This is a genomic window from Micromonospora echinospora (assembly GCF_900091495.1).
GTDB lineage: Bacteria > Actinomycetota > Actinomycetes > Mycobacteriales > Micromonosporaceae > Micromonospora > Micromonospora echinospora.
On record NZ_LT607413.1, the window covers coordinates 4,216,743 to 4,242,905 of the forward strand.

At 71.5% G+C, this 26,163-nt stretch carries 16 protein-coding genes; 11 read left to right on the forward strand and 5 right to left on the reverse strand.

What is annotated here, in order from left to right; genetic code table 11:
• Window positions 1-59 precede the first annotated feature (59 nt).
• Window positions 60-890, reverse strand: a complete 831-nt coding sequence (locus GA0070618_RS19050) for a DUF308 domain-containing protein (protein ID WP_088982840.1) — start codon at window positions 888-890, stop codon at window positions 60-62.
• A 369-nt stretch (window positions 891-1,259) separates the two neighbouring features.
• On the opposite strand from GA0070618_RS19050, the gene GA0070618_RS19055 reads away from it, so the two are divergent.
• Window positions 1,260-1,952: a lysophospholipid acyltransferase family protein gene (locus GA0070618_RS19055; RefSeq protein ID WP_088982841.1), complete on the forward strand. Its 693-nt coding sequence runs from the start codon at window positions 1,260-1,262 to the stop codon at window positions 1,950-1,952.
• 41 nt (window positions 1,953-1,993) lie between these two features.
• Here the strand turns inward: GA0070618_RS19055 and GA0070618_RS19060 are convergent, their stop codons facing one another.
• Window positions 1,994-5,638 carry an adenylate/guanylate cyclase domain-containing protein gene (locus tag GA0070618_RS19060; protein WP_088982842.1) on the reverse strand — a complete coding sequence of 1,215 codons (3,645 nt, stop codon included), beginning with the start codon at window positions 5,636-5,638 and terminating at the stop codon, window positions 1,994-1,996.
• A 227-nt stretch (window positions 5,639-5,865) separates the two neighbouring features.
• Here GA0070618_RS19060 and GA0070618_RS19065 point away from each other — a divergent pair, with 227 nt between their 5' ends.
• Window positions 5,866-6,054, forward strand: a complete 189-nt coding sequence (locus tag GA0070618_RS19065; protein ID WP_088982843.1) for a hypothetical protein — start codon at window positions 5,866-5,868, stop codon at window positions 6,052-6,054.
• A gap of 220 nt (window positions 6,055-6,274) precedes the next feature.
• Here GA0070618_RS19065 and GA0070618_RS19070 read toward each other — a convergent pair whose 3' ends face one another.
• Window positions 6,275-6,967: a Crp/Fnr family transcriptional regulator gene (locus tag GA0070618_RS19070; protein ID WP_088982844.1), complete on the reverse strand. Its 693-nt coding sequence runs from the start codon at window positions 6,965-6,967 to the stop codon at window positions 6,275-6,277.
• A 443-nt stretch (window positions 6,968-7,410) separates the two neighbouring features.
• Here GA0070618_RS19070 and GA0070618_RS19075 point away from each other — a divergent pair, with 443 nt between their 5' ends.
• From GA0070618_RS19075 to GA0070618_RS19100, 6 genes are all read left to right on the forward strand, one after another.
• Window positions 7,411-7,908 (forward strand): polyadenylate-specific 3'-exoribonuclease AS, encoded by a 498-nt coding sequence (locus GA0070618_RS19075; protein ID WP_088982845.1) that lies wholly within the window; start codon window positions 7,411-7,413, stop codon window positions 7,906-7,908.
• A gap of 161 nt (window positions 7,909-8,069) precedes the next feature.
• The gene (locus GA0070618_RS19080) at window positions 8,070-8,573 is read left to right on the forward strand and encodes a pyridoxamine 5'-phosphate oxidase family protein (protein WP_088982846.1); all 504 of its coding nucleotides are present in this window, start codon (window positions 8,070-8,072) and stop codon (window positions 8,571-8,573) included.
• Window positions 8,574-8,753: 180 nt separating this feature from the next.
• Window positions 8,754-9,782 (forward strand): 6-phosphofructokinase, encoded by a 1,029-nt coding sequence (locus GA0070618_RS19085; protein ID WP_088982847.1) that lies wholly within the window; start codon window positions 8,754-8,756, stop codon window positions 9,780-9,782.
• Window positions 9,783-9,891: 109 nt separating this feature from the next.
• Window positions 9,892-10,710 (forward strand): pyrroline-5-carboxylate reductase, encoded by an 819-nt coding sequence (gene proC, locus GA0070618_RS19090; protein ID WP_088982848.1) that lies wholly within the window; start codon window positions 9,892-9,894, stop codon window positions 10,708-10,710.
• A gap of 611 nt (window positions 10,711-11,321) precedes the next feature.
• Window positions 11,322-11,756 carry a DoxX family protein gene (locus tag GA0070618_RS19095; RefSeq protein ID WP_088982849.1) on the forward strand — a complete coding sequence of 145 codons (435 nt, stop codon included), beginning with the start codon at window positions 11,322-11,324 and terminating at the stop codon, window positions 11,754-11,756.
• Between the two features lie 850 nt (window positions 11,757-12,606).
• Window positions 12,607-19,548, forward strand: a complete 6,942-nt coding sequence (locus GA0070618_RS19100) for a laminin G domain-containing protein (protein WP_088982850.1) — start codon at window positions 12,607-12,609, stop codon at window positions 19,546-19,548.
• Between the two features lie 133 nt (window positions 19,549-19,681).
• Here GA0070618_RS19100 and GA0070618_RS33540 read toward each other — a convergent pair whose 3' ends face one another.
• Window positions 19,682-20,515 carry an exonuclease domain-containing protein gene (locus tag GA0070618_RS33540; RefSeq protein ID WP_157748960.1) on the reverse strand — a complete coding sequence of 278 codons (834 nt, stop codon included), beginning with the start codon at window positions 20,513-20,515 and terminating at the stop codon, window positions 19,682-19,684.
• A gap of 240 nt (window positions 20,516-20,755) precedes the next feature.
• On the opposite strand from GA0070618_RS33540, the gene GA0070618_RS19110 reads away from it, so the two are divergent.
• The 3 genes from GA0070618_RS19110 (at window position 20,756) to GA0070618_RS19120 (ending at window position 25,609) form a co-directional block, all read left to right on the forward strand.
• Entirely contained in the window at window positions 20,756-23,461 is a 2,706-nt protein-coding gene (locus GA0070618_RS19110; protein ID WP_157748961.1) for an AAA family ATPase, read from the forward strand.
• A complete protein-coding gene (locus tag GA0070618_RS19115; protein WP_157748962.1) occupies window positions 23,458-24,675 on the forward strand; it encodes an McrC family protein in 1,218 nt (405 codons plus the stop codon). Before GA0070618_RS19110 ends, GA0070618_RS19115 begins: the two co-directional genes overlap by 4 nt.
• 193 nt (window positions 24,676-24,868) lie before the next feature.
• Window positions 24,869-25,609: an SGNH/GDSL hydrolase family protein gene (locus tag GA0070618_RS19120; RefSeq protein ID WP_231931370.1), complete on the forward strand. Its 741-nt coding sequence runs from the start codon at window positions 24,869-24,871 to the stop codon at window positions 25,607-25,609.
• A 67-nt stretch (window positions 25,610-25,676) separates the two neighbouring features.
• Here the strand turns inward: GA0070618_RS19120 and GA0070618_RS19125 are convergent, their stop codons facing one another.
• A complete protein-coding gene (locus GA0070618_RS19125) occupies window positions 25,677-26,111 on the reverse strand; it encodes a MarR family winged helix-turn-helix transcriptional regulator (protein WP_088982853.1) in 435 nt (144 codons plus the stop codon).
• Window positions 26,112-26,163: the final 52 nt, after the last annotated feature.

The window sequence follows — 26,163 nt, forward strand, 5'->3', positions numbered from 1 at the left end:
GTGGTGGACGTCCCGTCATCCGGACGCTCGGGCGGAACCGCGCCGACGACCGAAGTCGATCAGACGACCGCGCCGTCGTCCGGGTCGTGGTCCTCCGTGTCGCCGGGGCGCAGCCGCCAGATCAGGGTGACGAAACCGGCGAGGATGCCGGTGAAGCCGAGCAGGGTCACCACCGCGCGGTCCGCCGGCAGGACCGACGGGAAGAGGAAGAGCACGAAGCCGACGACGACGGAGAGCACGCCGGCCACGGCGTACTTGGAGACCGCAGGCAGCGGTGGGGGCGGCGGCGGGGTGTAGCCGCCCTCGTCGTCCGGGTCGTCGGGCAGGTCCGCGCCGAAGGTGTCCAGGCCGTCCAGGAGGGACGGCTCGTCGTGCCGCCGCCCGACCGAGACGCCGGAGAAGTCGGTGGCGGAGGGGAGCGGACGGACCCCGGTGACGGTCGGGGCGGTGCCCTCCTCGGTGCGGCTGAGCGTGCCGCCCGTCTGCGGGGGCTCGTCCAGTTCCTCGGCGGCCGGCCAGGGCGTGGGACCGGGGGTCGGGTCACGGTGGAAGCCGGCGACGATGCGGGCCCACTCGGCTTCGACGTCGGGCTCGCCGGGGCGGGTCTGCCCGCTGATGCCCTCGTCGCTGAGCTGAGTGAGGTAGTCCCGGGCGGTGGTCAGGTGGGAACGGTCGACGTAGAGCCGGTCGACCGGCCGGGCGGGAACGGTGGTCGTCCGGGTCACCGGGTTCAGGTCGGCGGACGGTTGCAGGTAGGCGGCGATGCCGCCGGCGGCGAGCACGTCGAGCAGGTGCTCACCGACGCGTGGATCCACGTCGCCCGCCACGGCGTACTCGTTCGCGTCGAGCCCGTTGTCCCGCCGTCCCCGGCGTGCCCCACCCGCTGACACCGGCGTCCTCCTCCTCGCACCTGGCGGCGCAGGTCCTCCGGCGCCCCCGCCCGCACGCCGTGTCCTGAATCGTGACACGTCCGCCCCCGGTTCCGGGAGTGCGTTGTGGCGCGTTGCCGAAAGTCAACGACGCCATCGCAGGTCGGGGCCATGGATTTTTGTCTGTTTGTGCGGGAAGTGCGAGCATGCGGCGGGACCGGCCCGCCCGAGTGTGACCTACCCGTCCCCGATCGTGCGGGACGCGCGTTGTGAGGCTTGGCTTCCGGTTCGTAGGCTCAGGGCCGACGGTTCGTGGGCCCCCGGCCGACGCTCGGCGTTCGCCCCGGACGCTCGGCGGTGCCGTCACGGACCCCTTCGGGAAGGACAGCGGTGCTGTACTGGCTGATGAAGTACGTCATCCTCGGTCCCTGGCTGAGGCTGATCTTCCGACCTCACGTCGAGGGTTTCGCTCATCTGCCCGCCACCGGGCCGGTGATCCTGGCCAGCAACCACCTCTCCTTCTCGGACTCGATCTTCCTGCCGCTGATCGTCCCCCGGAGGGTGACCTTCGTGGCCAAGGCCGAGTACTTCACCGGCAAGGGCGTCAAGGGCTGGCTGACCCGGTTGTTCTTCGTCGGCACCGGCACCCTGCCGATCGACCGGTCCGGCGGACGGGCCGCCCAGGCGGCGCTGGACGCGCAACTCGCCGTGCTCCGGGCCGGCGGGGTCGCCGGCATCTACCCGGAGGGCACCCGGTCCCCGGACGGCCGGCTCTACCGGGGCAAGACCGGTGTGGCCCGGCTGGCCCTGGAGAGCGGCGCCCCGGTGGTGCCGGTGGTCATGCTCAACCTGGACGAGATCCAGCCCCCGGGCAAACTCGTCCCCAAGGTGGCCCAGGTGCGGATCCGGTTCGGTGCCCCCCTCGACTTCACCCGGTACGCCGGCCTGGCCGGGGACCGCTTCGTCGAGCGGGCGGTCACCGACGAGATCATGTACGAGCTGATGGAACTCTCCGGCCGCGAGTACGTCGACATCTACGCCCAGAAGATCAAGAACCAGCCGGCCACCCCCGTCCCCGCCTGACGCCCCGCCCGCCCCGCCCGCCCGTCACCGGGTCGGGCGGGTCAGGAGGCGAGGGTGGGGGAGGAGTAGGTGGACACGTCCGCCTCGCCGAGGCGGAGCAGGCCGGGGGCGCGGTTGCGCAGGGCGAACGCGCGCACCTCACCGAGCACGGTGGCCGCCCCCGCCGGGTCGCCCGCCCGCCCCAGTTCCTTCGCGGCGAGCGCGAGCGCGAGCATCCGGTCGGTCACCGCCGGGATCCGTCCGTACAGCTCGGCGGCGGCGCCGTAGAGCTGACCGGCCCGACCGTGGTCGCCGTCGGTCGCGGCGAGCGTCGCGGTGACGGTCTGCCGCGCGGCGTCGGTCCACGGGGTCCGGTGCGGCGCCCGCTCCAGCATCCCGCGTACCCGCACCGCCGTGTCCCGTCCGCAGAGCACCGCCGCGTACGCCGCCGCCGCGATCCACTCACCGCTGAGCAACGCCGGCACCGCCGACCACGAGTCGTCCAGCTCCGCCAACAGTTCCCCGGCCTCACCGGTACGCCCCTGCAACGCCCGGCAGAGCGCGCTGATGCCCAGCGTCGTCCAGTGCAGCCGCCGGAACCCGCTGCGCCGGGCGGTGTCCAACGCGTCGCTCACGTCGTCGACCGGCCGGGGTGCCTGGCTGCCGACCGCGGTCAGCACCGGACCGGCACCGGACGCCCGGCCGGCCCGCTCGGCCGACACCGCACCCGGTCCGCCCCGTTCCCCCGGCACCGGCTCGTCCCGCAGGATCCGCAGGCAGGCCCGCAGCCCGCGCACCTGCATGTCCCACCGGCCGGTCGGGGTGTCCACGAAGGCGTCCGCCGCGGCCAGCAGCGCGCCGAACTCGCCCTCGAAGTACGCCCGCATCGCGTCGCCGGAGTAGCCCGTGGTCAGCCCGGGCGAGCCGGACAGCGCCGCCGCCTCGGTGAGCAGCTCGTTGGAGCGGATCCAGTCGCCCTCCTCGCAGACCACGTAGGCGAGGTTCTGCATCGCCCGGGGCAGGGCGAGCAACTGCTGCGCCCGCGAGGTCTCGAACGCGGCGTGCAGCTCGTCCACCCCGGTCCGGTCCCCGGCCTGGTAACGGGCCGTGGCCGCGGTGATCTGCGCGTCCACCCGGGCCTCCACCAGGCCCAGCCGTTCGGCGATGCCGGCGGCGGTGCTGGCCGCCGCCACCGCCTCGGCGCTCTCGTTGTTGAGCATGTGCAGCCGCCCCAGCTCGGCGTAGGCGTCCGCCTTCTGCTCGCTGTCGGGCAGTCCCGCGAACAGCTCCACCGCCCGGGCCAGCCGGGCCAGCGCGGTGTCCCGGTCGGTCCGGATCCACGCCGCCCGCCCGAGCAACGTCCACGCCCGGGCGGCGCAGCCGACGTCGCCCTGCGTGAACAACTGCTCGGCCAGGTCGGTCAGCGTCTCGGTGCCGCCGGCGTCGAGGAAGGCCCCGCCGTCGCGGAAGAACGAGATCTCCGCGCCGAGCAGCTCCAACTGGAGCCGGCCCACCGGGTCGGCGTCGTCGGCCAGGCCGAGGGCCCGGGTCGTGTGGTGCGCCGCCGCGTCCAGGGCGTGCAACGTGTAGGCGCGCCGCGCCGCCCGGTGCAGCGCCTCGCGCGCCGCCGTGGCGTACCGGCGGGTGTCCAGCCCGAGGGTACGGGCGATCTCGTGCGCCGCCCACCGGTGGTTGGCCAGCACCTCCGCCAGGTCGGTGTCCCGCCCCCGGGCCAGCGCGTCGACCCAGTCGGCGGTCCGCTCGTGCCGGGCGACCCGCTCGGTGCGGGGCAGCCGCTGGTAGCAGACGTCCCGGACCAGGACGTGCCGGAACTGGTACTCGGCCTGGCCGGCCATCGTGGACGCCGGCAGCTCGACGACGAAGTCCCGCTGCCCGAGCCGGCGCAGGGCCCGCTCCACCGCCTCGACCGGCTGCCCGAGCGCGGCGGCGACCGCACCCGGCCAGAACTGGGTGCCGACCACCGAGGCGGCCAGCAGCACCGCCCGGTCGGCCGGGTCGAGCAGGTCGACCCGGTTGGCGATCACCGCGTGCACGTTGTCCGGGATCGGCAGCCCGTCCTGCTTCTTCAGCAGCCAACCCCGCCCCGACTGGCGCAGGAAGCCCTGTTCGATGAGCATCCGCACGTACTCGTGGGCGTAGAGCGGGTTGCCGTCGGCGACCTCGACCAGCGGGTTGATCAGGTCCGGGGAGAAGGCGGACTGGCCGAACAGGTGCGCGTACAGCGAGGTGATCCCGCTCGGGCGCAGCGGCGGCAGGGTGATGGTCAGCGACCCGCCGATGGTGCCCGCCCAGGTGGGATCGCGGTTGATCAGCTCCGGTCGGGCGGTGCAGAGCACCAGCAGCGGCACATCCCGGGCGGACGCCCCGAGCAGCTCGACCAGGCGCAGCATCTTCTCGTCGGCCCAGTGCAGGTCCTCGAAGACCAGCACGGTGGGACGGCGGGCCGCCAGCGCCAGCAGGAACCGCCGCCAGGCGGACTGGGTCTCCTCGGCCGGCAGCGTCGGCCCCGGCAGGCCGACCAGCGGGCGCAGCGCGTCGACCAGCCGGTCCGCCTCACCCGGACCGACCAGGTCGGCCACCGCCGCCCGCAGCCGGGGCGCGGCGGCGGTGGCCGGATCGGTGTCGAGAATGCCGGCCTCGGACTTGACGATGTCCGCCAGCGCGGCGAACGTGACGTTCTCGCCGAACGGCGGACACCGGCCGGTACGCCAGGTCAGCGACGCGTCCGCGCTGGCACGGGTGTGCCGGTAGAGTTCCCGGACCAGCCGGCTCTTGCCGATCCCGGCCCGCCCGAACACGGTGACCAGTTGCGGCATCCGCTCCCGGGCCGCCCGGTCCAGCGCGTTGACCAGCAGGCCCAGCTCGTGTTCCCGGTCGATCAGCGGGGTGGCGTCCGGCTCCCGGTCGGGCTGCCGTCGCTGGGCCGCGCCGAGCGCCAGCCACACCTCCGTCGGCGACGAGCGTCCCTTGAGAGTGACCGCCGGCTGCTGTTCGTACCGGACCGCGCCCCGGGTGAGCCCGTACGTCGTCCCGCAGACCAGCACGCCGCCGGGCGGAGCCACCGACTGCATGCGGGAGGCGGTGTTGACCACGTCACCGGCCACGATGGCCTGACCACCGTGGTGCGCGGCGGCCACGTCCACCAGCGCCTCGCCGGTGGCCACCCCGACCCGGAAGCGGAGTCCGTCGGCGCCGACCGGGGCGAAGCGGGCCAGCACCCGTTGCAGCTCCAGTCCGGCCCGGACACAGCGCAGCGCGTCGGTCTCGGTGGCCACGGGCGCACCGAACAGCGCCATGACCGCGTCGCCGATGTACTTCTCCACCACCCCGCCGTACTGGCCGATGACCCGGCGGGCGGCGGAGAAGAAGCCGGTCTGCAACCCCCGGACCAGTTCCGGGTCGGACTGTTCGACGTACGGGGTGAAGTCGATCAGGTCGACGAAGAGCACGCTGACCCGGCGGCGGTCCTCCTGCGGCGGCGCGGTCGGGGCGGCGCCACCGACCCGGGCCGTCGGGTGCGTGTCGCGGCCCGCGCGGGCCCGTCCGCAACCGGTGCAGAAGGCCGCGTCCGAGGCGAGCGGCCGATCGCAGTGTTCGCAGGTCAGGGCCAGTTCCGCACCGCAGCCACCGCAGAAGCGGTCGTCGGGCGCGGTGGGTCGGCCGCACTGGGCACAGTGGGCGGCGATGCCAACCTCCCGGGACGATCCGAGCTGAGCGAGCCGGCCGGGCGCGTCACGCCGGCGCGGCGGTGACCGAAAGTGGCCGTCGACGGCCCACGGGGGCCGTCCACCGTCAGTATCCCGGTAACAAGCTGCTGTCGGGTACCCGCCTGTTGGCTTACGGACAGTGTCTTTGTTGCTGGCAACGGCTACATTCAGTCAGCCCAGATTCGATCACACAGGGGGAGAATTCCATGGTGTACGTCCGACTGGAAGCGGAGTGGACCGACATCGACGGCGTGAACCACGCCGCGGGGGAGACCGTCGACGTGGACGCCGCGACCCTGGCCGAGCTCCAGGCCGCCGGCATCGTGACCGAAGTGCCGAAGTCGGGCGGCGACGCGACCACCGACTGGGTCGGGCCGACCAGCACGAAGCCCTGACCGACGCGCTCCACCCGGTGCCCCGCGTGCCATCCGGCGTGCGGGGCACCGTCGCGTCCGCCCCCGGTGTGCGCAGGCGTTGTCGTGTGCCCAGGCGCCGTCGTGTCCCTGCGGCGTGCGGGGGCACGGTAGCCGCCCCGGCGCGGCCCGGAGCACGGTTGCGCGCCCGTCCCGGACACGCGTGCGGCGGGGCGGACGGGCGTGGCCCGTGACCCGGTGGTCAGCGGTCGGCCATGCCGGCCCGGCGGCGCAGCGCCGCCACGTCGGTCACCACGATCCGGCGTCCCTCGGTCCGCAGCCAACCCCGGCTGGCGAACGAGCCGATCGCCTGGTTGACGCTCTGCCGGGAGCCCCCGGCCATCTCCGCCAGCTGGGACTGGTTCAGCTCGATCGTGATCATCGGAGCCTGACTCTCCCCGGCCAGCCGGACCAGCGTCTTGGCCACCCGGCCGGGCAGGTCGAGGAAGACGTGGTCGGCGTTCTGCTCGGTCAACCGGCGGATCAGGCCGCCCAGCGACCGCATCACCGCGTCCAGGATGCGCGGGTTGGAGTGCACCAGCTCCATGAAGGCCGGTCGGGACAGCGCCAGGGCGCTGCAGTCCTCGATCGCCTCGGCGGACGCCGACCGGGTCGAGGCGTCGAGGAGGGACACCTCGCCGAGCACGTCCGGCGGTCGGATCACCGTCAGTACGGCCCGCTCTCCGGTCGGCGCGGTGCGGAACACCGCGACCGCGCCCCGCCGGAGCACGATCAGGGACTCGCCGGGGTCGTTCTCCACGAAGAGCAGCTGCCCCTTGCGGTAGGTGCGCGGCACCGCCGCCGCGATCACCCGCTGGCGGACCTCCGGCTCCAGGCCGGCGAACATCTCGACTCCCGTAAGCGCGTCACCCGGCTCCGGCAGGCGCATCTCCACGGCCCAACCCCTCCCCGGTCAAGGACCACAACTCGCAGCCGGGTGAACCTGACAGCCCCCGGGTGGAGGTGAACTGACACCGGTTCGGCGTCCGGTAGCGGTACACATCAGATCATGACGTCCATGTCGCTTGCTGTACACCCCTGAAATCACTTCCGTGACAATCCTGAGCTGCGAAGGATGCCAAGGTGAGAGGACCGGTCCACCGTCGGGCGACGACCGTACGGGGGCGCGGTGGAGCGGGTCGCGGACCGCCGCGACCGGCCGGCGCGGGGGGCGGGACCACCCTCGCGCCGACCGCCCGACCGCCCGACCGCCGCCGACCGCCCCCGCCGGCCCGGCTGCCCTCGCCGGCCCGGCTGCCCTCGCCGGCCCGGCTGCCCTCGCCGGCCCGGTCGCCCCCGCCGGTCGGACCGCTCCGACGGTGCGCGAGGATGACCGGGATGGTCTACCGCTACTTCTACGACTGCGAGTTCATCGAGGACGGCCGCACCATCGACCTCGTGTCGATCGGCGTCGTCGACGAGTACGGCCGTGAGTTCTACGCGGTCTCCACCGAGTTCGACGACTCCCGCGCGGTGCCCTGGGTGCGTCGTAACGTGCTCGACAAGCTGCCCTCGCCCGCCGACCGGGCCTGGCGCTCCCGCGAGCGCATCCGCGAGGACCTGCTCGAGTTCCTGGCCGAGCCGGTGCGTGGCCGGTCGGGCGAGCAGATCGAACTCTGGGCGTGGTACGCCGCCTACGACCACGTGGCGCTCGCCCAGCTCTGGGGCTCGATGATCACCCTGCCCCGGGAGATCCCCCGGTTCACCAAGGAACTCCGTCAGCTCTGGGACGACCGGGGCCGGCCACCGCTGCCGTCAGCCGAGGCGGCCCGGCACGACGCGTTGGTCGACGCCCGGCACAACCTCGCCCGGTGGCGGGCGATGACCGGCGACTGAACCGGGAGCCTCCCCGGCACGCCGGGTGGGGATCTCCGCACCGTCCCGGCATCAGGTCGGTCGTACCAGGTTTGGGTGGTTCCGTCCCGGGCACCGGTTTCGATGCCGGTGCCGGGCACCGCACCCCGGCCCGCGCGGAACCGACGCGAGGGAGTGCCACCATGAGTCCTGAGCCGACCACGGACGCCGAGGCGCGGCACCGGGTCACCGAACTGATCCGCGCCGCGCGCGTCTGCATGCTCACCACGATCGCCGTCGACGGGCGGCAGGTCAGCCGTCCGATGGTGTTGCAGGAGGTGGAGTTCGACGGCGACCTGTGGTTCTTCGCCCGGGCGGACTCGGCCAAGATCCGGCAGATCCGGGTCAACCCGGAGGTCAACGCGGCCTTCGGCGACCAGCGGCGACACACCTGGATCTCCGTCTCCGGCACCGCCCGGGAGGAGAACGGCCGGGCCGACGTCGAGCGGCTCTGGCATCCCGCGCTGCGGGTGTGGTTCCCGGACGGGCCGGACACGCCCGGACTGACTCTGATCAGGCTGCACGCCAGCTCGGCCCACTACTGGGACTCGCCGGGCAGCACGGTGGTCAACCTGCTCGGTGCCGCCCGGGCGGTGGTGACCGGCCGGCCACCCCGACCGGGTGAGAACCGCGCGGTCGATTACTGAGCCGTGAACGGCAGGGGCCGGTGGGTGGACACCTTCCGGGGCGCGCTGTCGGGGCACAGCCGTGCCGACTACAGTGCGCTCTGACGGCCCGCCCCGGGCCGGCAACGGCGCCGATGGTCGGATCTGACCCATATCCTGGGGCTTTGTTGGGCTAAGAGGCTCCAGGAGGATGAGCAGATCATGCGTATCGGCGTGCTCACCGGCGGTGGCGACTGCCCCGGTCTCAACGCGGTGATCCGGGCGGTGGTCCGCAAGGGCGTCGCCAGCTACGGCCACGAGTTCGTGGGCTTCCGGGACGGTTGGAAGGGCCCGCTGGAGGGCCTGTCCCGTCCGCTGGGCATCGCGGAGGTCCGCGGCATCCTGCCCCGGGGCGGCACGATCCTCGGCTCGTCCCGTACCAACCCGTTCAAGATCGAGAACGGTGTCGAGCGGATCAAGGAGAACCTCGCCGCGCAGGGCGTCGACGCCCTGATCGCGATCGGCGGTGAGGACACCCTCGGTGTCGCCACCAAGCTGCACGAGCTGGACGTCAAGGTCATCGGCGTGCCGAAGACCATCGACAACGACCTCGGCGCCACCGACTACACCTTCGGCTTCGACACCGCCGTCAACATCGCGATGGAGGCGATCGACCGGCTGCACACCACGGCCGAGAGCCACCACCGGACGCTGGTCGTCGAGGTGATGGGTCGGCACGCCGGCTGGATCGCCCTGCACGCCGGCCTGGCCGGTGGCGCCAACGTGATCCTGCTGCCGGAGCGGCAGTTCGACGTCGAGCAGGTCGCCGGCTACGTCGAGAAGCGCTTCCAGCACCAGTACGCCCCGATCGTCGTGGTCGCCGAGGGCGCGCAGCCGCTCGACGGCCAGATGGTCCTGCACAACCAGGAGCTGGACGCCTTCGGGCACGTCCGGCTCGGCGGCATCGGCCAGTGGCTGGCCGAGCAGCTCGAGGCGAAGACCGGCAAGGAGGCCCGCACCGTCGTGCTCGGCCACATCCAGCGGGGCGGCACCCCGACCGCCTTCGACCGGGTGCTGGCCACCCGGCTCGGCCTCCAGGCGATCGACGCCGCGCACGAGGGCGACTGGGGCAAGATGGTCGCCATGCAGAGCACGGACATCGTTCGGGTTCCGCTCGCCGACGCCACCCGCGAGCTGAAGACCGTGCCGCTGGAGCGGTACGCCGAGGCCGAGGTCTTCTTCGGCAGCTGACCGGTGCGGGGCGGTGGGCGTTCCGGCGTCCGCCGCCCCGCGTACCGGGTCGGTGGATCCGACGGCCGTCGCCGTCGGCGCGGGCGGGACAGGAGAGGGGTACGGCGGGATGTCGACTGGGGTGCACACGGTCGCGGTGATCGGCGCCGGCAAGATCGGTGAGCTGATGCTCTCCGGGCTGCTGCGCTCGGGTTGGCCGGCCGACCGGTTGCTGGCCACCGCGCGGCGGCGGGAACGTGCCGAGGAGATCGCCACCCGCTACGGCGTCCGGGTGGTCGACAACCTGACCGCGGTGCAGGACGCGGAGGTGCTCGCGGTCTCGGTCAAGCCGCAGGACGCCGGAGTGCTGCTCGACGAGATCGGCCCCAAGGTCCCCGACGGGAAGCTGGTCATCTCGCTCTGCGCCGGCCTGCCCACCGGCTTCTTCAGCCGGCGGCTGCCCGCCGGCACCCCGGTCGTCCGGGTCATGACGAACACCCCGGCCCTGGTCGACCAGGCGATGACCGCGATCTCGGCAGGCGCGCACGCCACCGGGGAGCACCTCGCCCTGGCCGAGGAGATGTTCAAGCCGCTGGGCGCGACGATCCGGGTGCCCGAGTCGCAGCAGGACGCGGTGACCGCCCTCTCCGGCTCCGGACCGGCCTACTTCTACCTGCTGGTCGAGGCGATGGTCGACGCCGGGATCCTGCTCGGCCTGCCCCGTCAGGTGGCCCACGAGCTGATCGTGCAGACCGCCATCGGGTCGGCGGTGATGCTGCGCGACTCCGGGGAACACCCGGTGAAGCTCCGCGAGGCGGTCACCTCGCCGGCCGGTACCACCATCTCCGCCGTGCGCGAGTTGGAGAAGCACGGCGTACGGGCGGCGCTGCTCGCCGCCCTCGAGGCGGCCCGTGACCGGGCCCGGGAACTGGCCGCCCAGGCCACCTGACCCGGCGCCGGCCGGGGCGACGTGACGCCCTCCCCGTCTCCGGTCTCCGGTCGGAACCGGGGACCGGACCGCCTGTCGGACCGCTTCCACCTTTGCGGTTACCCGCGCCGCCATGCGGTTTGCCGCTGTCGGGGGGATTGACCGCTCTCGTCGGTGCCCGCGCGTGGGGTGACAACGAGCGAATCCGGCGAGTCGGCGGGGTCGTCCCCGGCGCGGGTCGGTCCCCGGGTGCTCGGTGACCCTGTCCGGGACGTGCCGACGACCGACCGGCGACGAATTCGACGAGGTCGCCGTCCTGGGCGCTGAACCGTTGCGCCGCTCCGCTCGTACGTATCGCCGGGGAGCCGTTCCGACCCCCGTCGGCCGCTCGTCCCGTCTCTGCCACGGCTCGGCAACAGTCCGTGTGACATCTATTGACTTAACTCTATCAATAGAGCATAAAGGACTTAGCGGACTTCTTGCTCGGTCAACAGTCGACTCCTCCCGTAGTGCTGGGCCGTAACGGCTGTCACCTGCGGCGTGGGGGAGTGGGCCGGGGGTCCGTGGTGCCACGCGAGCCGGCACCGATCCGCGCAACGCCTGCAGGTACGTGTCGACGGAAAGGGACGATCGTGACTGTCAACCGCCTTACCGACCCGGTGATCAGCCTGTTCCGCATGGTTGTCGGACTGCTGTTCCTGATACGCGGTATGTCCTCGATATTCGGCGTCTTCGGGGGCAGTCAGGGCAGCGGGGAAGCCATCGAGGTCGGCGTCTGGCCGCACTGGTGGGCCGCGCTGATCCAACTCGCCGGAGGGCTGCTCGTCCTGGTCGGGCTCTGGGCCCGCCCGGCCGCCGTGATCTGTTCCGGATCGATGGCCTACGCCTACTTCGTGGTGCACCAGCCGATGGCGTTGCTGCCGATGAACAACCGGGGTGAGCTGGCCGCGCTGTTCTGCTGGTCGTTCCTGCTCATCGCGGTCGTCGGCGCGGGCCGTTGGTCGCTGGACGCCCTGCTCGGCCGGCGGCGGGAAGGGGTGCGCGGCAGGGAGACGGCCGCCGTCTGACGACGGCGCCGACCGGGTGGCCCGCCTGGGTGGGCCACCCGGTCCGCGTCTCGTGCTGCCCCTCGGTCTCCACGGGCGGATGCCGGTGTGGTGGATGAAGGTGATCCCACTCGCAACCTCGGGGGATTGGATTTCGGTCGGGGTGTCTCGACTTGGTCACCGGTTCGTTATTGTTCGACCGCATGCCGCGTCCGGAATGGCTGTTTTGGTGGTCGGTCGGCAATGCTCGACAACTATCATCAGGTTTAGTGGCTTGGTCGCCGATTCAGTGAGTTTTGGGAGCCTGCCGTTCGGCCAGTTACATTAATCTTGCTCTGTGTGTATGGTGGATTGGTCCCCGGAATCGTCGGGCCGCCGAAAGGCGGCTCGTTATGTGGGCTGGGGATTTGTTCGCGCATCCTTCCTGAACCGGCCGGCGCAGGTCCGCTGCCGGGTGGCGTGGGTGTGCCGTGGCTCTCGAAAGGACAGGCATGTCAGCGGTGCGGCACGCAGTCCCGTCCACGGGACCTGGCTCACTGGGGCGCGGTCCTGCTGCTGACGGAGCCCCTGCCGACCGGAGCGCCAGTCACCTCGTGCCGGAGCAGGCCGACCACCACACACCCTCCTCATCTGCGTCAGGTCTCGCCGCGGAGCGCCTTTCCGGCACGACGAGCAGCCGGTGAGCGCTATTCCGGTGGCGCCACCTCCTCGTATCGCCGCACTGACCGCGTCGTAATCCCGCAGAACTCGGCCGCCCGGATTCCGAGGCGGACCCTGCTACCCGAAAAGGATCGGTTCGGTGCGTCCGGAACGGTCCCGGCGTTTTCCTGTGCTTCTCACATCAGCGGTCCATCGACCTGGGGGTAAGTGAGTGCCGAACAAGAACGTGGTCAGGACGTACAGCGACCGGAAGTACGTGTACACGACCATGGTCCGTCACCAGGGCGCGACAGTGGCCTTCGCGATGGACGACTCGCGGCGGATCTACTACAACGTGCTGAACCTGGACCTGGGCAGCCGCGAGCGGGGCGAGATCGACAGCTCGTACTGGAACGACAACCCGCCGCTGCTGGTGTTCCCGAGCGAGATCACCGAGGTCGGTTTCGGTGGTGGCGAGACGGTGGGCGTGCCGCCGGTACGACTGGGTGGGCGGGCCGAGGCCGCTGCTGGTACGCAGCTCCAGCCCGAGGATCTGGACGCGTTCCTGTCCACGACGGCCCGGCTGGGCGCCCAGGCGCCGTTCCAGGTCGTCTCGGACGGCCGGTACCTGCTGCTGTTCCGTCAGGCGCTCGACGCGACGCACCCGGACGCGTTGTTCCGGCTGGCCGGCGGCGGCGTCTCCGGGGACGCGGGCCGCACCGACTACGCCCAGGGGGGCGGGGCGAAGGTGCCGCTGGTGTCCCGCACCATCCTCTGTGACCGGTTCGTGCAGGTGGGCGCGGCGGTCAAGCCGGTGCTCGAGGTGCGCTACCGCCGCAGCCGGAGCAAGACGTCGCCCGCCTATACCGGTGACACCCTGGGGACGAGGGACCTGGACGGCAATCCCTTCTACGAGCCCACCCGGCAGCTGTCGTTCGTCCGGAACGTCACCGACGGCCAGTTCGCGGTGATGCTGCTGCCGACGCAGGTCAACGACGTGTCGCGGTGGCAGCTGTTCACCGCGAACGCGGTGACCGGCCGCATCGACGGGTTCAACGTCGAACGGGCCGACGACGGGCTGTTCAACCTGGCGGGCACCCAGTTCTACACCAGCCCGGACCCGAGGTACGCCGCCTCGGTGTTCGAACGCGAGCCCGGCGCGGACCCGTTCACCAAGAAGCCGCTGGTGCCGATCCCGCTGCCGACCGACCGCGCGGGGACCGCGCTGCGTCTGGACGGCCAGGACGACTACCTGGAGCTGGGGAGTGCCGCGAACGTGCGGCTGACGGGCGCGTACACGGTGGAGGCGTGGGTCAGCCCGGCCGCCGCCGGTGGGGTCCTCGTGGCCGCCGGGGACGGGTCGCAGGCGGGGTCGTTCACGCTGCGCCTGACCCCCGCCGGGGCGCTGGTGCTGGCCCATCCCGGCAGCGGCAACACGGTCAGCTCGGCCGACGGCGTGGTGCCGGTCGGGCGCTACTCCCACGTCGCCGCGGTGTTCGGCGGCACGCCGGCCACGGGCCGGCTGTACGTCGACGGCGTGGAGGTGGGAAGTCTCGCGATGTCGTTCACCCCGTCCTCCTCGGGGGTCGTGACCTGCGTCGGCGCCCGGAGGTCGGGGCCCGGTGTCGGCGAGTTCCTCCACGGCGACGTCGACGAGGTGCGGATCTGGAGTCAGGCGCGGTCCGCCGTCGACCTGGCCCGCGACGTCCGTCGCCGCCTCGCCGGGGTTGAGCCGGGTCTGGTCGCCTACTACCGCTTCGACGAGGGCGGAGGGAGCAGCGTCGCCGACCACACCGACAACGGGTTCAACGGCACCGTCCGGGGCGGCGCGGCCTGGGTGACCTCGGGCGCGCCGGTGGGCGACAGCCCGGGACTGTCCCGGGAGACCTTCGGTGTCACGGGCCGGTCCCTCGCCTCCGGCGTGGCCGCGGTGCTGTACTTCCAGCAGGAGGAGACTGCCGCCGGTTACGCCGAGCAGCCCAGCCCGGCGAAGCGGCAGGCGCGGGTCCTGCTGGCGTTCTCGACGGTCGACTCCGCCGCCCCGGGCGGCACTCCGTTGCTGGCGACCCTCGACCTCGCTCTCGCCGCCGACGGCCGGCTCGCGCAGGTGCCCCGGTCGGTCACCCTGGCCACCATCGGGCGCCCCGACCCGACCAAGGACATGGACGCGCTCAGCGCGGCCCAGGCCGCGGTCACGGCCGCGCAGGCGAAACTGGTCATGGACCAGCATCTCCTCGACCAGGCGGACCAGGCGGTACGGAACTCCTACCCGGAGTACCAGTACCGCAACGACAGGTACTGGGCCTTCGTGAACTCCGGCTACTGCTACGACCAGGGACACTTCGTGTGGCCCCACGAACGTTCGGGCCGGGCGAACGATCTGCTCGCAGCGCTGGGCTCGGCATCCTCGACCTACCACGCCGCCCTCCGCTCCCAGGAGGACGCGAAGGCACAACTCGCCCGGGACCAGACGCTACTGGCGGACCGACAGGCCGCGTTGGCCGCGCTGAGCGGAGGATTGCAGGGCGGCGACGACGTGCTGCTGGCGATGCCGACGGTCGCCGTCGACCACACCGGACTGAGCATCTTCGGAGCTCTGCTGGCCTTCGCGTGGAGCCGGAACGCCCCGGTCCTGCTCGACAGCGCGACCGGCGAGGTGGTGCTGTACTTCCGTGGTGTCGACGGGCAGTTCTTCTCCGTCTACTACGACGTCACCGCCTCCCGGGCGACCAAGAAGATCACGCTTGCCTCCGGCCGGCTCCAGGTCACCAGCCGGGACACCGGGGTCGCCCTGTCCGAACTGGGTCTCACCGTCTCGGCCGGTCCGGACGCCGACCGTTGCACGGTGGTGGTCACCCGTACGGCGAACAACACGACCCACACCGAGACGTTCAATGCGGTCCCGAGGCGCGCGGACCACTTCGCGGCCGTCCTCAACGGCAATCCGGTCGGGGACCTGCTGGGCAGGGTGGCCTCGATCCAGGGCAACACCGTGCTCCTCGCCGCGCCGCTGGCCGCAGGACTGGCGGCGGGCACCAGGATCAGCATGGCCGGGTCGGTCTACCAACTGCGGGACTCCGTGCCCGCCGTCTCCAGCTTCACCCTGACCGCGAGCCCGGCCGCGGTACCGGCCGGCACCGAGGTACGCAGGGTCGTCTACGACTACGCCTCGGCCACCTCCAGCCGCCCCGGCGCGCGACTGGACCGTGGCAGCCTGTTCGTCGCGGTCGACGCCGGTACGGCCACCGCCGCCGTGCCCAACGGCACCGCCGCCGACGTGGTGGCCGGGCGGGGCAACCGGTGGCAGGGCCACGCCCCCGGGCGGGCGTACGCGTTCGACGGCACCAAGCGGCTCGCTCTCCCGGCAGCCCAACACCCCCGGGCGACGATGGTCGGCGACCTCACCCTGGAAGCCTGGGCCAATCCGGGCTTCGCCGGCCCGCAGAGCCGGATCCTGCACGCCAACCTGCCCGGCAGCCCCACCACCCGGTACACCCTCGGTGTCTCCGGCACGCCCTACCCCTCGGCCCTGGAACTCAACGGGAGCGACGACTATCTCGACTGCGGCACCGGCATCGACCTGACCAGCACCTCCTTCACCGTGGAGTTCTGGGCCAGGCGCCTGACGAGCGGCCGGGACGACTACGTCGTCGGCCTCGGTGGCGCGAGTTCGGTGGACCAGAGCCTGCACATCGGGTTCCGCTCCAACAACAACTTCACGCTGGCCTTCTGGGGCGACGACCTGGACGTGTCGAGCTCCTACAGCGACCAGAACTGGCACCACTGGGCGTGCGTGTACGACCGGGAGGGCACCAACCGCAACCAGATCGTCTACCGGGACGGCGTGGAGGTCGCCCGCCGCCCCGCCACCGGACACTTCGCCGGCAGGGGCAAACTCCTGCTCGGCCATGCCCCGGTCGGTGCCAACAAGGCGTACGTCCAGTTCGACGAGGTGCGGATCTGGGGCCGCGCCCGCTCCGCTCAGGAGGTGACGGCGGACAAGGACCGTCGGCTGACCGGGCGGGAGACCGGGCTGCTCGGCTACTGGAACTTCCTCGGCCGGCGGACCACGGACCTGACCGGGCGGGGCAACGACGCCACGATCGCCGGGAACCCCAGGGTCGTCGACTCCCGGTTCCCCGGGTACAGGATCCTCGCCGGGGTGGGCGACCAGTTGGTGCGCAGCCGGGACATCTACCCGGCCGGCCAGTGGGGCCACCTGGCGGCGGTCTTCGAGCAGGACTGGGCGCTGCGCTTCGACGGCGCCGCGTGGCTCGACACCGGCCGCGCCGCCGCCCTCGACGTCACCGGCGACCTGACGATCGAGGTCGCGCTCCGGCTCGACGCGCTGGGCAGTGCCCAGGGACTGGTCTGCAAGGGCGGGCTGGCCGACGGCGCCGGCGGCACGGTGCCGTACGCCTTCTGGGTGCAGCCCGACGGTGCGCTGGCGTTCCGGTACGAGAACACCGCGAGCACCCAGCCGGGCACTGCCGTCTCGACGACGAAGGTGCCGGCAGGCACCTTCACCCGGGTCGCGGTGACCCGCAGACCCAGCCCGGTCCTGCTGAACACGCAGGAGATCGTGTTCTACGTCAACGGCGCGCAGGCGGGCAGCGCCACACTCACCGGACCGGCGCCGACGGGCAACGACGGGGCTCTCGAGATCGGCCGCTACCGCAGCGGCCAGACCGGCCACGGGCTGCGCGGCGTGCTCAGCGAGGTACGACTCTGGAACGTCGCCCGGGAAGCGGCAAAGATCGGCGCGGCGGTCAGCGGGAGCACGCCGGGCCTGGTCGCCCAGTGGACGTTCCCGGAGAACGCCGGAAACACCACCGCCGACGTCGCCGGCACCTACACCGGCAGGCTGCACGGTGTCGCGTGGGTCAAGACCCCGGACCCGGACGGTAACCGGTTCCGGCTGTACTGCAACGGCGACGCGACCCCCGCCGACCCGGTCCCGGCCACCGAAGCCGTCGTCACCGCCGGTTACGGACCGGAACAGTTCACCGTCGGCGGGTGCACGACCACCGGAAACACCCTGCGTGACGGCTTCGCCGGCGCTCTCGACGAGATCCGGGTGTGGCAGACCGCGCGGACCGGTGAACAGATCCTCGACAACACCTTCGGCCGACTGCGGGGCGAGTCGGAGGACCTCGTCTGCTACTACCCGTTCGACGCCGCCTCCACCGCCACCGGTGCCCCGATCCTCGACGCCGGCCCACGCGGGAACAACCTGACCACCACCGCCGGCAGCGAGCCTGTCATCGTGCTCTCCACGGCACCCATCTCCACCGACACCGCCGAGGTCCGCTCGGCGCTCACCGGCATCCGCACCGCCTTCCACGGCCTCGTCGGAAGCTCTCCCGCCGTCGCCGAGTACGCCGACGTCCAACGCGTCCCGCACCGCGGCGTGCGAGGGGTGATGAAACGCTGCTACACCTACCAGCAGGCCGGACGCTGGTATCTCATCACCGGTTACAAGGTCGGCAACCTGGTCAGCAAGTGGGTCGGCCAGGCCCAGTTCGACCCGCAACTCGTCGGCTACATCGAGGGCGCGCCGCCGGTCCCGTCCGAGAACCTCGTCAAGCGTCCGGGCACCGACGACTACGTCGGCGCAGCGACGGTCTCCTTCGTCCAGGCCGAAGAGGTCACCAACACGCTGTCGTCCAGCCAGGAGTCCAGCATGGACGTCTCGGCGAAACTCAAGTTCTCCTGGGAGGTCTCGGCGGACGTCCTGAACATCACCGCGCCCCTCGGTTTCGGCACCGCCCAACCGCTCGCCAAGCTCTCCAAGGAGGGAAACCTCGAGTTCGGCCTCGACTACTCCAACGGCTGGACCAGGGACACCGAGGTGTCCGAGGGCAGCAACACCACCCGCACCAGCACCGTCGCCCTCAGCGGCGCGTGGGAGGACCCGAACAACCCGACCAACCCCGCCGCCGGCCAGCGGTGGGTACCGGCCAACACCGGCTACGCCCTCGTCCAGTCCGAGACCGCCGACGTCTTCGCCCTGCGCCTCGGACACACCGGTGCGCTGGTGGCGTACCGCATGATGCCCAACCCCGACATCCCCCGGGACTGGAACATCATCGAGTTCCAGATCAACCCGCTCTACACCAAACAGGGCACCCTCGACGGGCTCGTCGGCAACGGACTGGCCGGTCCCTTCCCCGACCCCACCCACTACCCGACCGCCGGTGACGGCGCCGAGTACAGCTACTTCAAACCCCGCGAGGCGTACGCCCTCAAACGCCGGGTCGAGCGGCAGGCCCAGCAGTTGCAGAGCTACTACGACTCGGTGTCCACCCAGACCCACGCTCCGGACCGGACCGCCGAGAAGGCCAAGGAGATCGCCAACAAGTCGTCGGCCCGGCGCAACCTGGTCAACACCTACGTCTGGACCGCCGGCGGCGGCTTCTTCGCCGAGTCGACCCAGACCACCGACACGGTGACCGAGACCACCGGCGGTTCCTACTCGGTCAAGGGCACCATCAGCGGCGGCGGCATGTTCGAGGTCAAGGGAGCCGCCGGCGGCATGAAGCTGGGCTTCGAGGCCAGCATCGCCGGCGGCACCAGCGTCACCCGCACCAGGGCCAAGTCGTCGACGAAGACGTTCGGGCTCGACGTCGCCTGCACCGGTGGCCGGGACCTCCAGCGCTACACCGACGCTGGCGTCCCCGTCTACGACCCCACCACCAAGCAGCCCGTCACCAGCCCCGGCAGGGTGGACGCCTACCGATTCATGACCTTCTACCTCGATGTCACCAAGGACAACTTCGAGGACTTCTACGGCAAGGTCGTCGACCCGATCTGGCTCGCCACCTCACCCCAGGCCGCTGCCCTCCGCCAGGCGCACCAGGCCGATCAGAAACCGCCCTGCTGGCGCGTCTTCCACCGGGTCACCTTCGTCAGCCGCCTCCTCGACCCGGTCGCCGCCGGCCCCTACGCCCCGGCATCCCTGGCCAAGGCACTGCAGAGCGAGGGGTTCAGCAGTATCTACGACCTGATCCAGACCATCGAACCCGACGTCAGGAAGAGCCCCGCGAACCTCGCCAGCCTCGCCAGCCTGACCACCGCCACCACCGAGATCGTCACCAAGAAGCTGTACCGACTCACGCCCCACACCCAGGAGATCATCGTCCACGTCGCCCGCTACCTCGGCATCGACCGGTAACCACAGGAGCCACGCTGCGAATGGGCGGCGGAAAGCGGACGAGGTGGCGGTGAATCTTGGACAGTTACCGCTCGGATACGACGGTAACTGTCCAAGATCGGCGAGGTGCCGGGGTGGCGGGGCGGAGTGGGCGTCAGTCGCGGTCCACGGTCTCCAGCGGCCACTCCAGGCTCACCGTCTTGCCCTGGCCGGTGCGGTCGAAGTAGCGCTGGAGGTCGCGGCCCTGTTCGGCGTACCAGTCGATCTGGGCCTGGTGTAGTTCGGGCAGCGGCATCCGGGCGATGCGTTCGTGCCGGGCGGCGATGGAGCGGGCCAGGCCGACGGCGGCGCGGGCGTCACTGGTCGCCTCGTGTGCGGTGTCCAGCTCGACCTCGTAGTAGGGGCAGAGGTCGCCGAGCTGCCGTCCGCCCGACCAGTACCGTTCCACCTCCCGGTGCAGCACGGACGGGTCGACGACGACGGCCTGGTCCCAGGCGATCGACGGCAGGCCGTGCCGGGCGAGTTCGGTGTGCAGGGCGGTGATGTCGTAGGACGCGCAGAAGGCGACCAGCGGGGTGCCGTCGGCGATCAGTTTCGCCACTGCGGTGCCGATCTCGGCCAGCGCCTCGCGGGCCGGCCGGCCGTGTGCCCGGACCATGTCGTCGCTGATGCCGTGCAGGGTGGTGGCGTCCGGCGGGATCGGCACGCCGGGATCGATGAGCCAGGTGCGCTCGGTGCCGTCGGTGTGGGTGAGGGCCGCCGACACGATCCGGGTCCGCATCGGCTGCGGCACGGTCGCCTCCAGGTCGAAGCCGACCAGCGGCAGGTCGTGCCAGCCGGCATGGGCGCCCCGGGGCGGCGCGGTCCGCGCCGGAGCGCACCGGTGGTGGTACGAACTCCAGCGGCCATCGACCCTGATCGCCTGGCCGGCTCCGGCCTCGACCCAGGTGCGGCACGCGCCGCAGCTTCCGCCGTACTTGTTGATCACGTTCTGTCGTCTCCTGGTGGGGCTGGTGACGTGGGGCCGTGCCGGCCGCCGCGTACGGGAATCCGGATCATGGTGACCGGCCGTTGCCCGGTCGCGGCGCGGCCGAACAGGTCGACTACCGACCTTAGTGGACAGTCTGCGGTGTCCGGCGGGGCCTGATGCCGAACCGGCCAGACCGTCCCGAGCCGTCGGATCGTCTTTCGTCCTGTATGGAGTCGACCCGGCCCTTAAGGTGATCGCGTGCGTGAGCCGACCGGAGAGGCAGGCGGGACGAAGTTGACGGAGATGTCGACGGCTGAGGCCGAGCTGCGGAAAGACCCCGCCAAACAGGCGAGGTTCGACAGACTCCACTCCGGGCCGTACTTCTCGGCCGTGGTCGAGGCGAACCGCGCCTACCTGGCCGCCGCCGTGCCCGACGCGGCGGTCACGGAACGTGAACGGTGGGTGCTCACCTGCCTGCCGGGTAACGCGCACACCCAGCGGCTCTCCGTCCTCAGCATGCGGACGATGGAGGTTCTCGTACTCCTGGAACCGGTCATCCTCGGCGACGGGGACGTCACCGGGTTCGTGAGCGTCCGACAGTCGGTGCTCAAGGCCGCGCTGCCTCCAGGCCGCTCTCTGGAACAGCAGTATCCGGGGCTGAGTTTCCGCACCGACAGCCCGTACCACGACGCGGGCGAGGACCAGATCCGCGTACTCGGCCCGCGTCGCGCCTTGGTCGCGGCCTTCGCGGACGAGACCTTCGCCGCCGCCGCGCGGGCACTCGCCACCGATCTGCTGACCGGCCGGACGAGCCACGCCCGTCATCACAACTACCCGCTCGCCGACGCGGTGCTCGGCCGGACCGTTCCCGTCGATCCGCCGGTGGTCGATGACACCATGCGCAACTCCTTGCTGGTGCGGACCTGCCTGGAGGTGCTGAGCGACAGCGGCGAACGGATGCACGGCAGGACCGTCCTCGACGAGGTGGCGAAGCGGATCACGCTGACCGAGGCCGAGTTGCGGCCACACAAGAGCGGTGTGCCGGTCTGGACCATTGCCGCCCGCTTCCACACCGGGGACGCCGCCACCATCGGCTGGATGGTGAAGCGGGCCGGTGACTGGTGGATCACCGATGCCGGTCGGGCTGCGCTGGAGGAGTATCCCGGCCGGGACGAGTTCTACGCCGAGATCGGCCGCCGCTACCGCGAGGTCTACCGCAACCGCAAGCAGGCCCGGAAAAAGTACGACAACCGGCTGCACGTGCTAGCTGCGGCGTTGCAGCGAGTCGAACCCGGCTCATGGACGGCGTACGACGATCTCGCCGAACTGGTGGACGGCACCCCCGACGACATCGCTCATCTGCTCGCCGACACGTACGTGGAGAACTCCCACCGGGTGCTCGACGCCGCCGGCCGGATACCGCCGGCCGAGCATCAGCACGTCCGGCACCGGGGCTCCGACCTGCGGGCGCGGCTGGTGGAGGAGAGCGTCGAGTTCACCGGTCGCACGGCCAACCAGGAGCAGCGGATCCCCGCCGACCTGCTGCGCGGTGAGTTGGAGCCGTCCCCGGCGACGGAAGCGGTGGCCCGGCGGGCGTGGCTGGTGCGCGGTGCCAACGTCGACGGGTACGACCTGGTGCCCCGCTGGTTGGCCGAGGGGTGGGTCTCCCTGGCGGCATCCCAGCTCACCGGTGCGGTCGAGGCGGTCGGCCCGCAGCGGCTCGCGCAGATCATTGAGGAGGAGTACCGACACAAGAGCTACTCGGTCCGGGAGAAGCTGCGCGGCTACTTCGAGGCGTTCCTGCGCGGGATACGTCCCGGTGACTTCGTGCTGACCGTGGAGCAGGGCGAGATCCACCTCGGCCTAGTCGACGGCCCGGCCCGGTTCGTCGAGTCCCCGGACCGTCGCTCCAACTTGCGCCGGGACGTGGAGTGGCTGACCGTGGACGCCGCGCGGGACCTCACCGAGCTGACCGGCTCCCTGCCCACCCTGCTCCAGAACCAGGACGATCTGATCGACCTGACCGACGCGCTCGACGCGGTGGAGCGGCTCCACGCGGACCTGACGCCCGAGGCTCCGCCGGCGGCCCCGGCACCCGAGGCGCGGTTGGCGCAGGTGACCGAGGACGTCGCCGCCGAACTCCTCACCGAACTGGACTGGCTGACCCGACTGCGTGATCTGCTCGCCGAGCGGAAGCAGGTCATCCTCTACGGGCCGCCCGGCACCGGGAAGACGTACCTGGCGACCCGGCTGGCGGCGAAGCTGACCGAGGCGCACGCGGTGCGGCTCGTCCAGTTCCACCCGTCGTACACGTACGAGGACTTCTTCGAGGGCTTCCGGCCGCAGAGCGCCGACGACGGCACGCTGCGGTTCAAGCTGACCCCCGGGCCGCTGCGGCAACTCGCCGACGAGGCCCGGGAACACCCCTCCACCGCGTACGTGCTGGTGATCGACGAGATCAACCGGGGCAACCTGGCGAAGGTCTTCGGCGAGTTGTACTTCCTGTTGGAGTACCGTGACGAGGCCATCCGGCTCCAGTACTCGGCCGAGCCCTTCACCCTCCCGCCGAACCTTTACCTCATCGGCACCATGAACACCGCCGACCGCTCGATCGCGCTGCTCGACGCGGCGATGCGTCGCCGCTTCGCGTTCGTGGAGCTGCACCCGGCGAAGCCGCCGGTGAACGGGCTGCTGCGTCGCTGGTTGGAGCGCCACGGCCTCGACCCCAGCCGGGCCGGCCTCCTCGACGCGCTCAACGTCCGGCTTGACGACGCCGACTATGCGGTCGGCCCCTCGTACCTGATGCGTCCCTCGGTCCACGCCGGTCCGGACGCTCTGCGGCAGGTGTGGGAGTACGACGTTCTGCCCCTGCTGCGCGAGCACCACTACGCCGACGACGTCGACGTGGACAAGCGGTACAACCTCGACGACCTGCTCGCCTCCCTGCCGTCCGACCAGCCGTGACCGTTCTCCGGTTGGCGGAACTCGGCCCGGCGGTGACGGTGCCGCTGGACGTCGGGGATGCCCATCTGCTCGGTGCCACCGACGTGGTCGAGGTGCGCCCGGGGCCGGACCCGGGCCGGTGGGTGGTCCGGGCTGGCCGGAAGGTCGGGGTGGCCCGGATCGGCGGGGTGGAGCTGCACATCACGCCGAAGGTGCCGGTCGCCCGGCTGCTCTTCTTGCTCGGGTACGCCCGAAATCCACAGCGGTGGCGGGACGAGACGGTCGCCCTGCCCGATGAGAAGGACCTGGTACCGGCGCTCGCCATCGCGCTGTGGCGGCAGACCGAGCGGGCGCTGCGTCCCGGCCTGATTCAGGGCTACCGCACGCTCGACGCGACCTCGCCGGTGCTGCGCGGTCGGCTGCGGGAGACCGCTCAGCTCAGCCGCTGGCTCACCGCACCGCAGCCGCTGGAGATCCGGTACGACGAGTACACCGTCGACACCACGGAAAACCGGATCCTGGCCACCGCCGTGGACCGGATGCTGCGCGTACCCGGAATCGATCCGGAGTCCCGGCGGATGCTGCGGCGTCTCGCGGCCCGGTTCGTCGGGGTGACCCGGCTGCGGGCCGGCGTGCCCGCGCCGATCTGGCGACCGACCCGGCTCAACGCGCACCTGCGGGTGGCCCTCCGGCTGGCCGAGTTGGTGCTCTCGGGAACCAGTGTCGAGGCGGGACGTGGCGGTACTCTCGCCAACGGCTTTCTGCTCGACATGTGGCGGGTGTACGAGGACTTCCTCGCCGAGGCGCTGCGCACGGCCATCGAGGCACGGCACGGTGGCACGGTGCTCGCGCAGCACCGGCACCATCTCGACCACGCGGAACGCCTGGAACTGCGCCCGGACGTGCTGTGGCGTGACCCGGCCGGCCGGTACGCGGCGATCGTCGACGCGAAGTACAAACTCGACGAGGCGCGTGGGGACACGTACCAGATGCTGGCCTACTGCGTCGCGTACGGCCTGCCCCGCGGACATCTCGTCTACGTCGCCGGCAAAGACCTGCCCCGACGGCACCTAGTCCGCAATGTCGACGTGGAGATCGTCTGCCACCTGCTCGACCTGGACCTCCGCCCAGCGGACCTACTCGCCCGGGTCGATGACCTGGCCGCCGAGATCGCCGCCGAGTCTGCTCGATCCGCACCGGGTAGGGGCGCCCCGGACCGGGGTGGCGCACCCTGACGACGATCTTCGGCTAGGGGTTCGGAATCGAAAAATATCGACGGACACCCCTACTTGGTCTTCCGGGCGGGGCCATTAAGTGATATCTATCTCTTGCTGATCTTTCTCCTAGCCCCCGGGAGTGTGCGACGTGCGGAGATCCCGCTTGGTAACCCTCGCCCTGAGCCTCACAGCGGCTCTCGGTGCCACCATCGTGACGGCCGTTCCCGCCCAGGCGGCGGCCACCGACCGCTACGTCGCCCTCGGCGACTCGTACGCCTCCGGCGTGGGTGCCGGCAGCTACACGAGCGAGAGCGGCAGCTGCAAGCGCAGTACCAACGCCTACCCCGCGTTGTACGCCGCCAACATCAAGCCGGCCTCCTACAAGTCGGTCGCCTGCTCGGGGGCCACCACCACGAGCGTCATCAACACCCAGCTCTCGGCGCTCACCTCGACCACCACGCTGGTCAGCGTCCAGGTCGGTGGTAACGACGTCGGCTTCGCCAACATCATGACCACCTGCGTGCTCTACGGCACGAGCCAGTGCGTGGCCTCGGTGGACGCCGCCATGGTCAAGGCCCGCAACGACCTGCCGCGCCTGCTGGACAACGTCTACAACGGCATCAAGACCCGGTCGCCCTCGGCCCGCGTCGTGGTCGTCGGCTACCCGGTGTTCTACCAGCTGAACACCCCCTGCGTCGGGCTCACCGACACCGCGCGGGCGAAGATCAACGAGGGCATCAACCTGGTGGACGACATCATCCGCAGCCGGGCGACCTCGCACGGCTTCCGCTTCGCCGACGTGCGCAGCGCCTTCGTCGGGCACCAGCTGTGCAGCTACGGCGAGAAGTGGCTGCACGCGTTGAACATCCTGGACATCGGCGTCTCGTACCACCCGACCGCGGCCGGTCAGTCCGGCGGCAACTACCCGGTCTTCCGCTCCGTCGCGGGCTGAACCGGAATCTCGTCCGCACCGGGCCCGCCGCGCACCGACGCGGCGGGCCCGGTGTGTCGGTGCGCCCCTACCGGGTCTCCGCCCCGGCTGTCGGCGAGGCCGACTCCAGGTTGCCGGCCATCACCGCGAGCACCCGGACCGTCTCCACGTACTGCTCGGTGGTGAGCCCGGACATCAGCCGAGCGCGGGCCTCCTCGACCCGGGCGGCCACCTGCGCGTGGGCGGTCTGACCGGCGGTGGTCAGACCGAGCCGGCCGTCGTCGTCCCGCGCCACCCAGCCGCGCCGGGCGAGATCGTCCACGGCGCCGTCGCCGTCGGTGCCGAACGGGGCCAGGGCGGCGTCCAGTTGCGCCCGGGTCCGCGCGGCCTCGTGCAGCAGGTGCAGGGTCTGCCAGTGCCGCCGGCCGAGCCGGTCCTCGGCGAGAGCGGCCTCGAACTGTGCCTCGATCAGGTTGTGTAGGTGTCGCAGCCAGTAGCCGATGGGCCGGCTGGTCGGTTTCATGGCGCTCCCGGTCGCTCGACGTGCGGGACGATGGTCGGTCCGCAGTGTGGAC

Excerpts from the sequence above, each read along its gene's own strand:
- GA0070618_RS19065 (WP_088982843.1), top strand. The coding sequence starts at position 5,866 with ATGGTGTACGTCCGACTGGAAGCGGAGTGGACCGACATCGACGGCGTG.
- GA0070618_RS19085 (WP_088982847.1), top strand. The coding sequence starts at position 8,754 with ATGCGTATCGGCGTGCTCACCGGCGGTGGCGACTGCCCCGGTCTCAAC.
- GA0070618_RS19080 (WP_088982846.1), top strand. The coding sequence starts at position 8,070 with ATGAGTCCTGAGCCGACCACGGACGCCGAGGCGCGGCACCGGGTCACC.
- GA0070618_RS19075 (WP_088982845.1), top strand. The coding sequence starts at position 7,411 with ATGGTCTACCGCTACTTCTACGACTGCGAGTTCATCGAGGACGGCCGC.
- proC (WP_088982848.1), top strand. The coding sequence starts at position 9,892 with ATGTCGACTGGGGTGCACACGGTCGCGGTGATCGGCGCCGGCAAGATC.
- GA0070618_RS19125 (WP_088982853.1), bottom strand. The coding sequence starts at position 26,111 with ATGAAACCGACCAGCCGGCCCATCGGCTACTGGCTGCGACACCTACAC.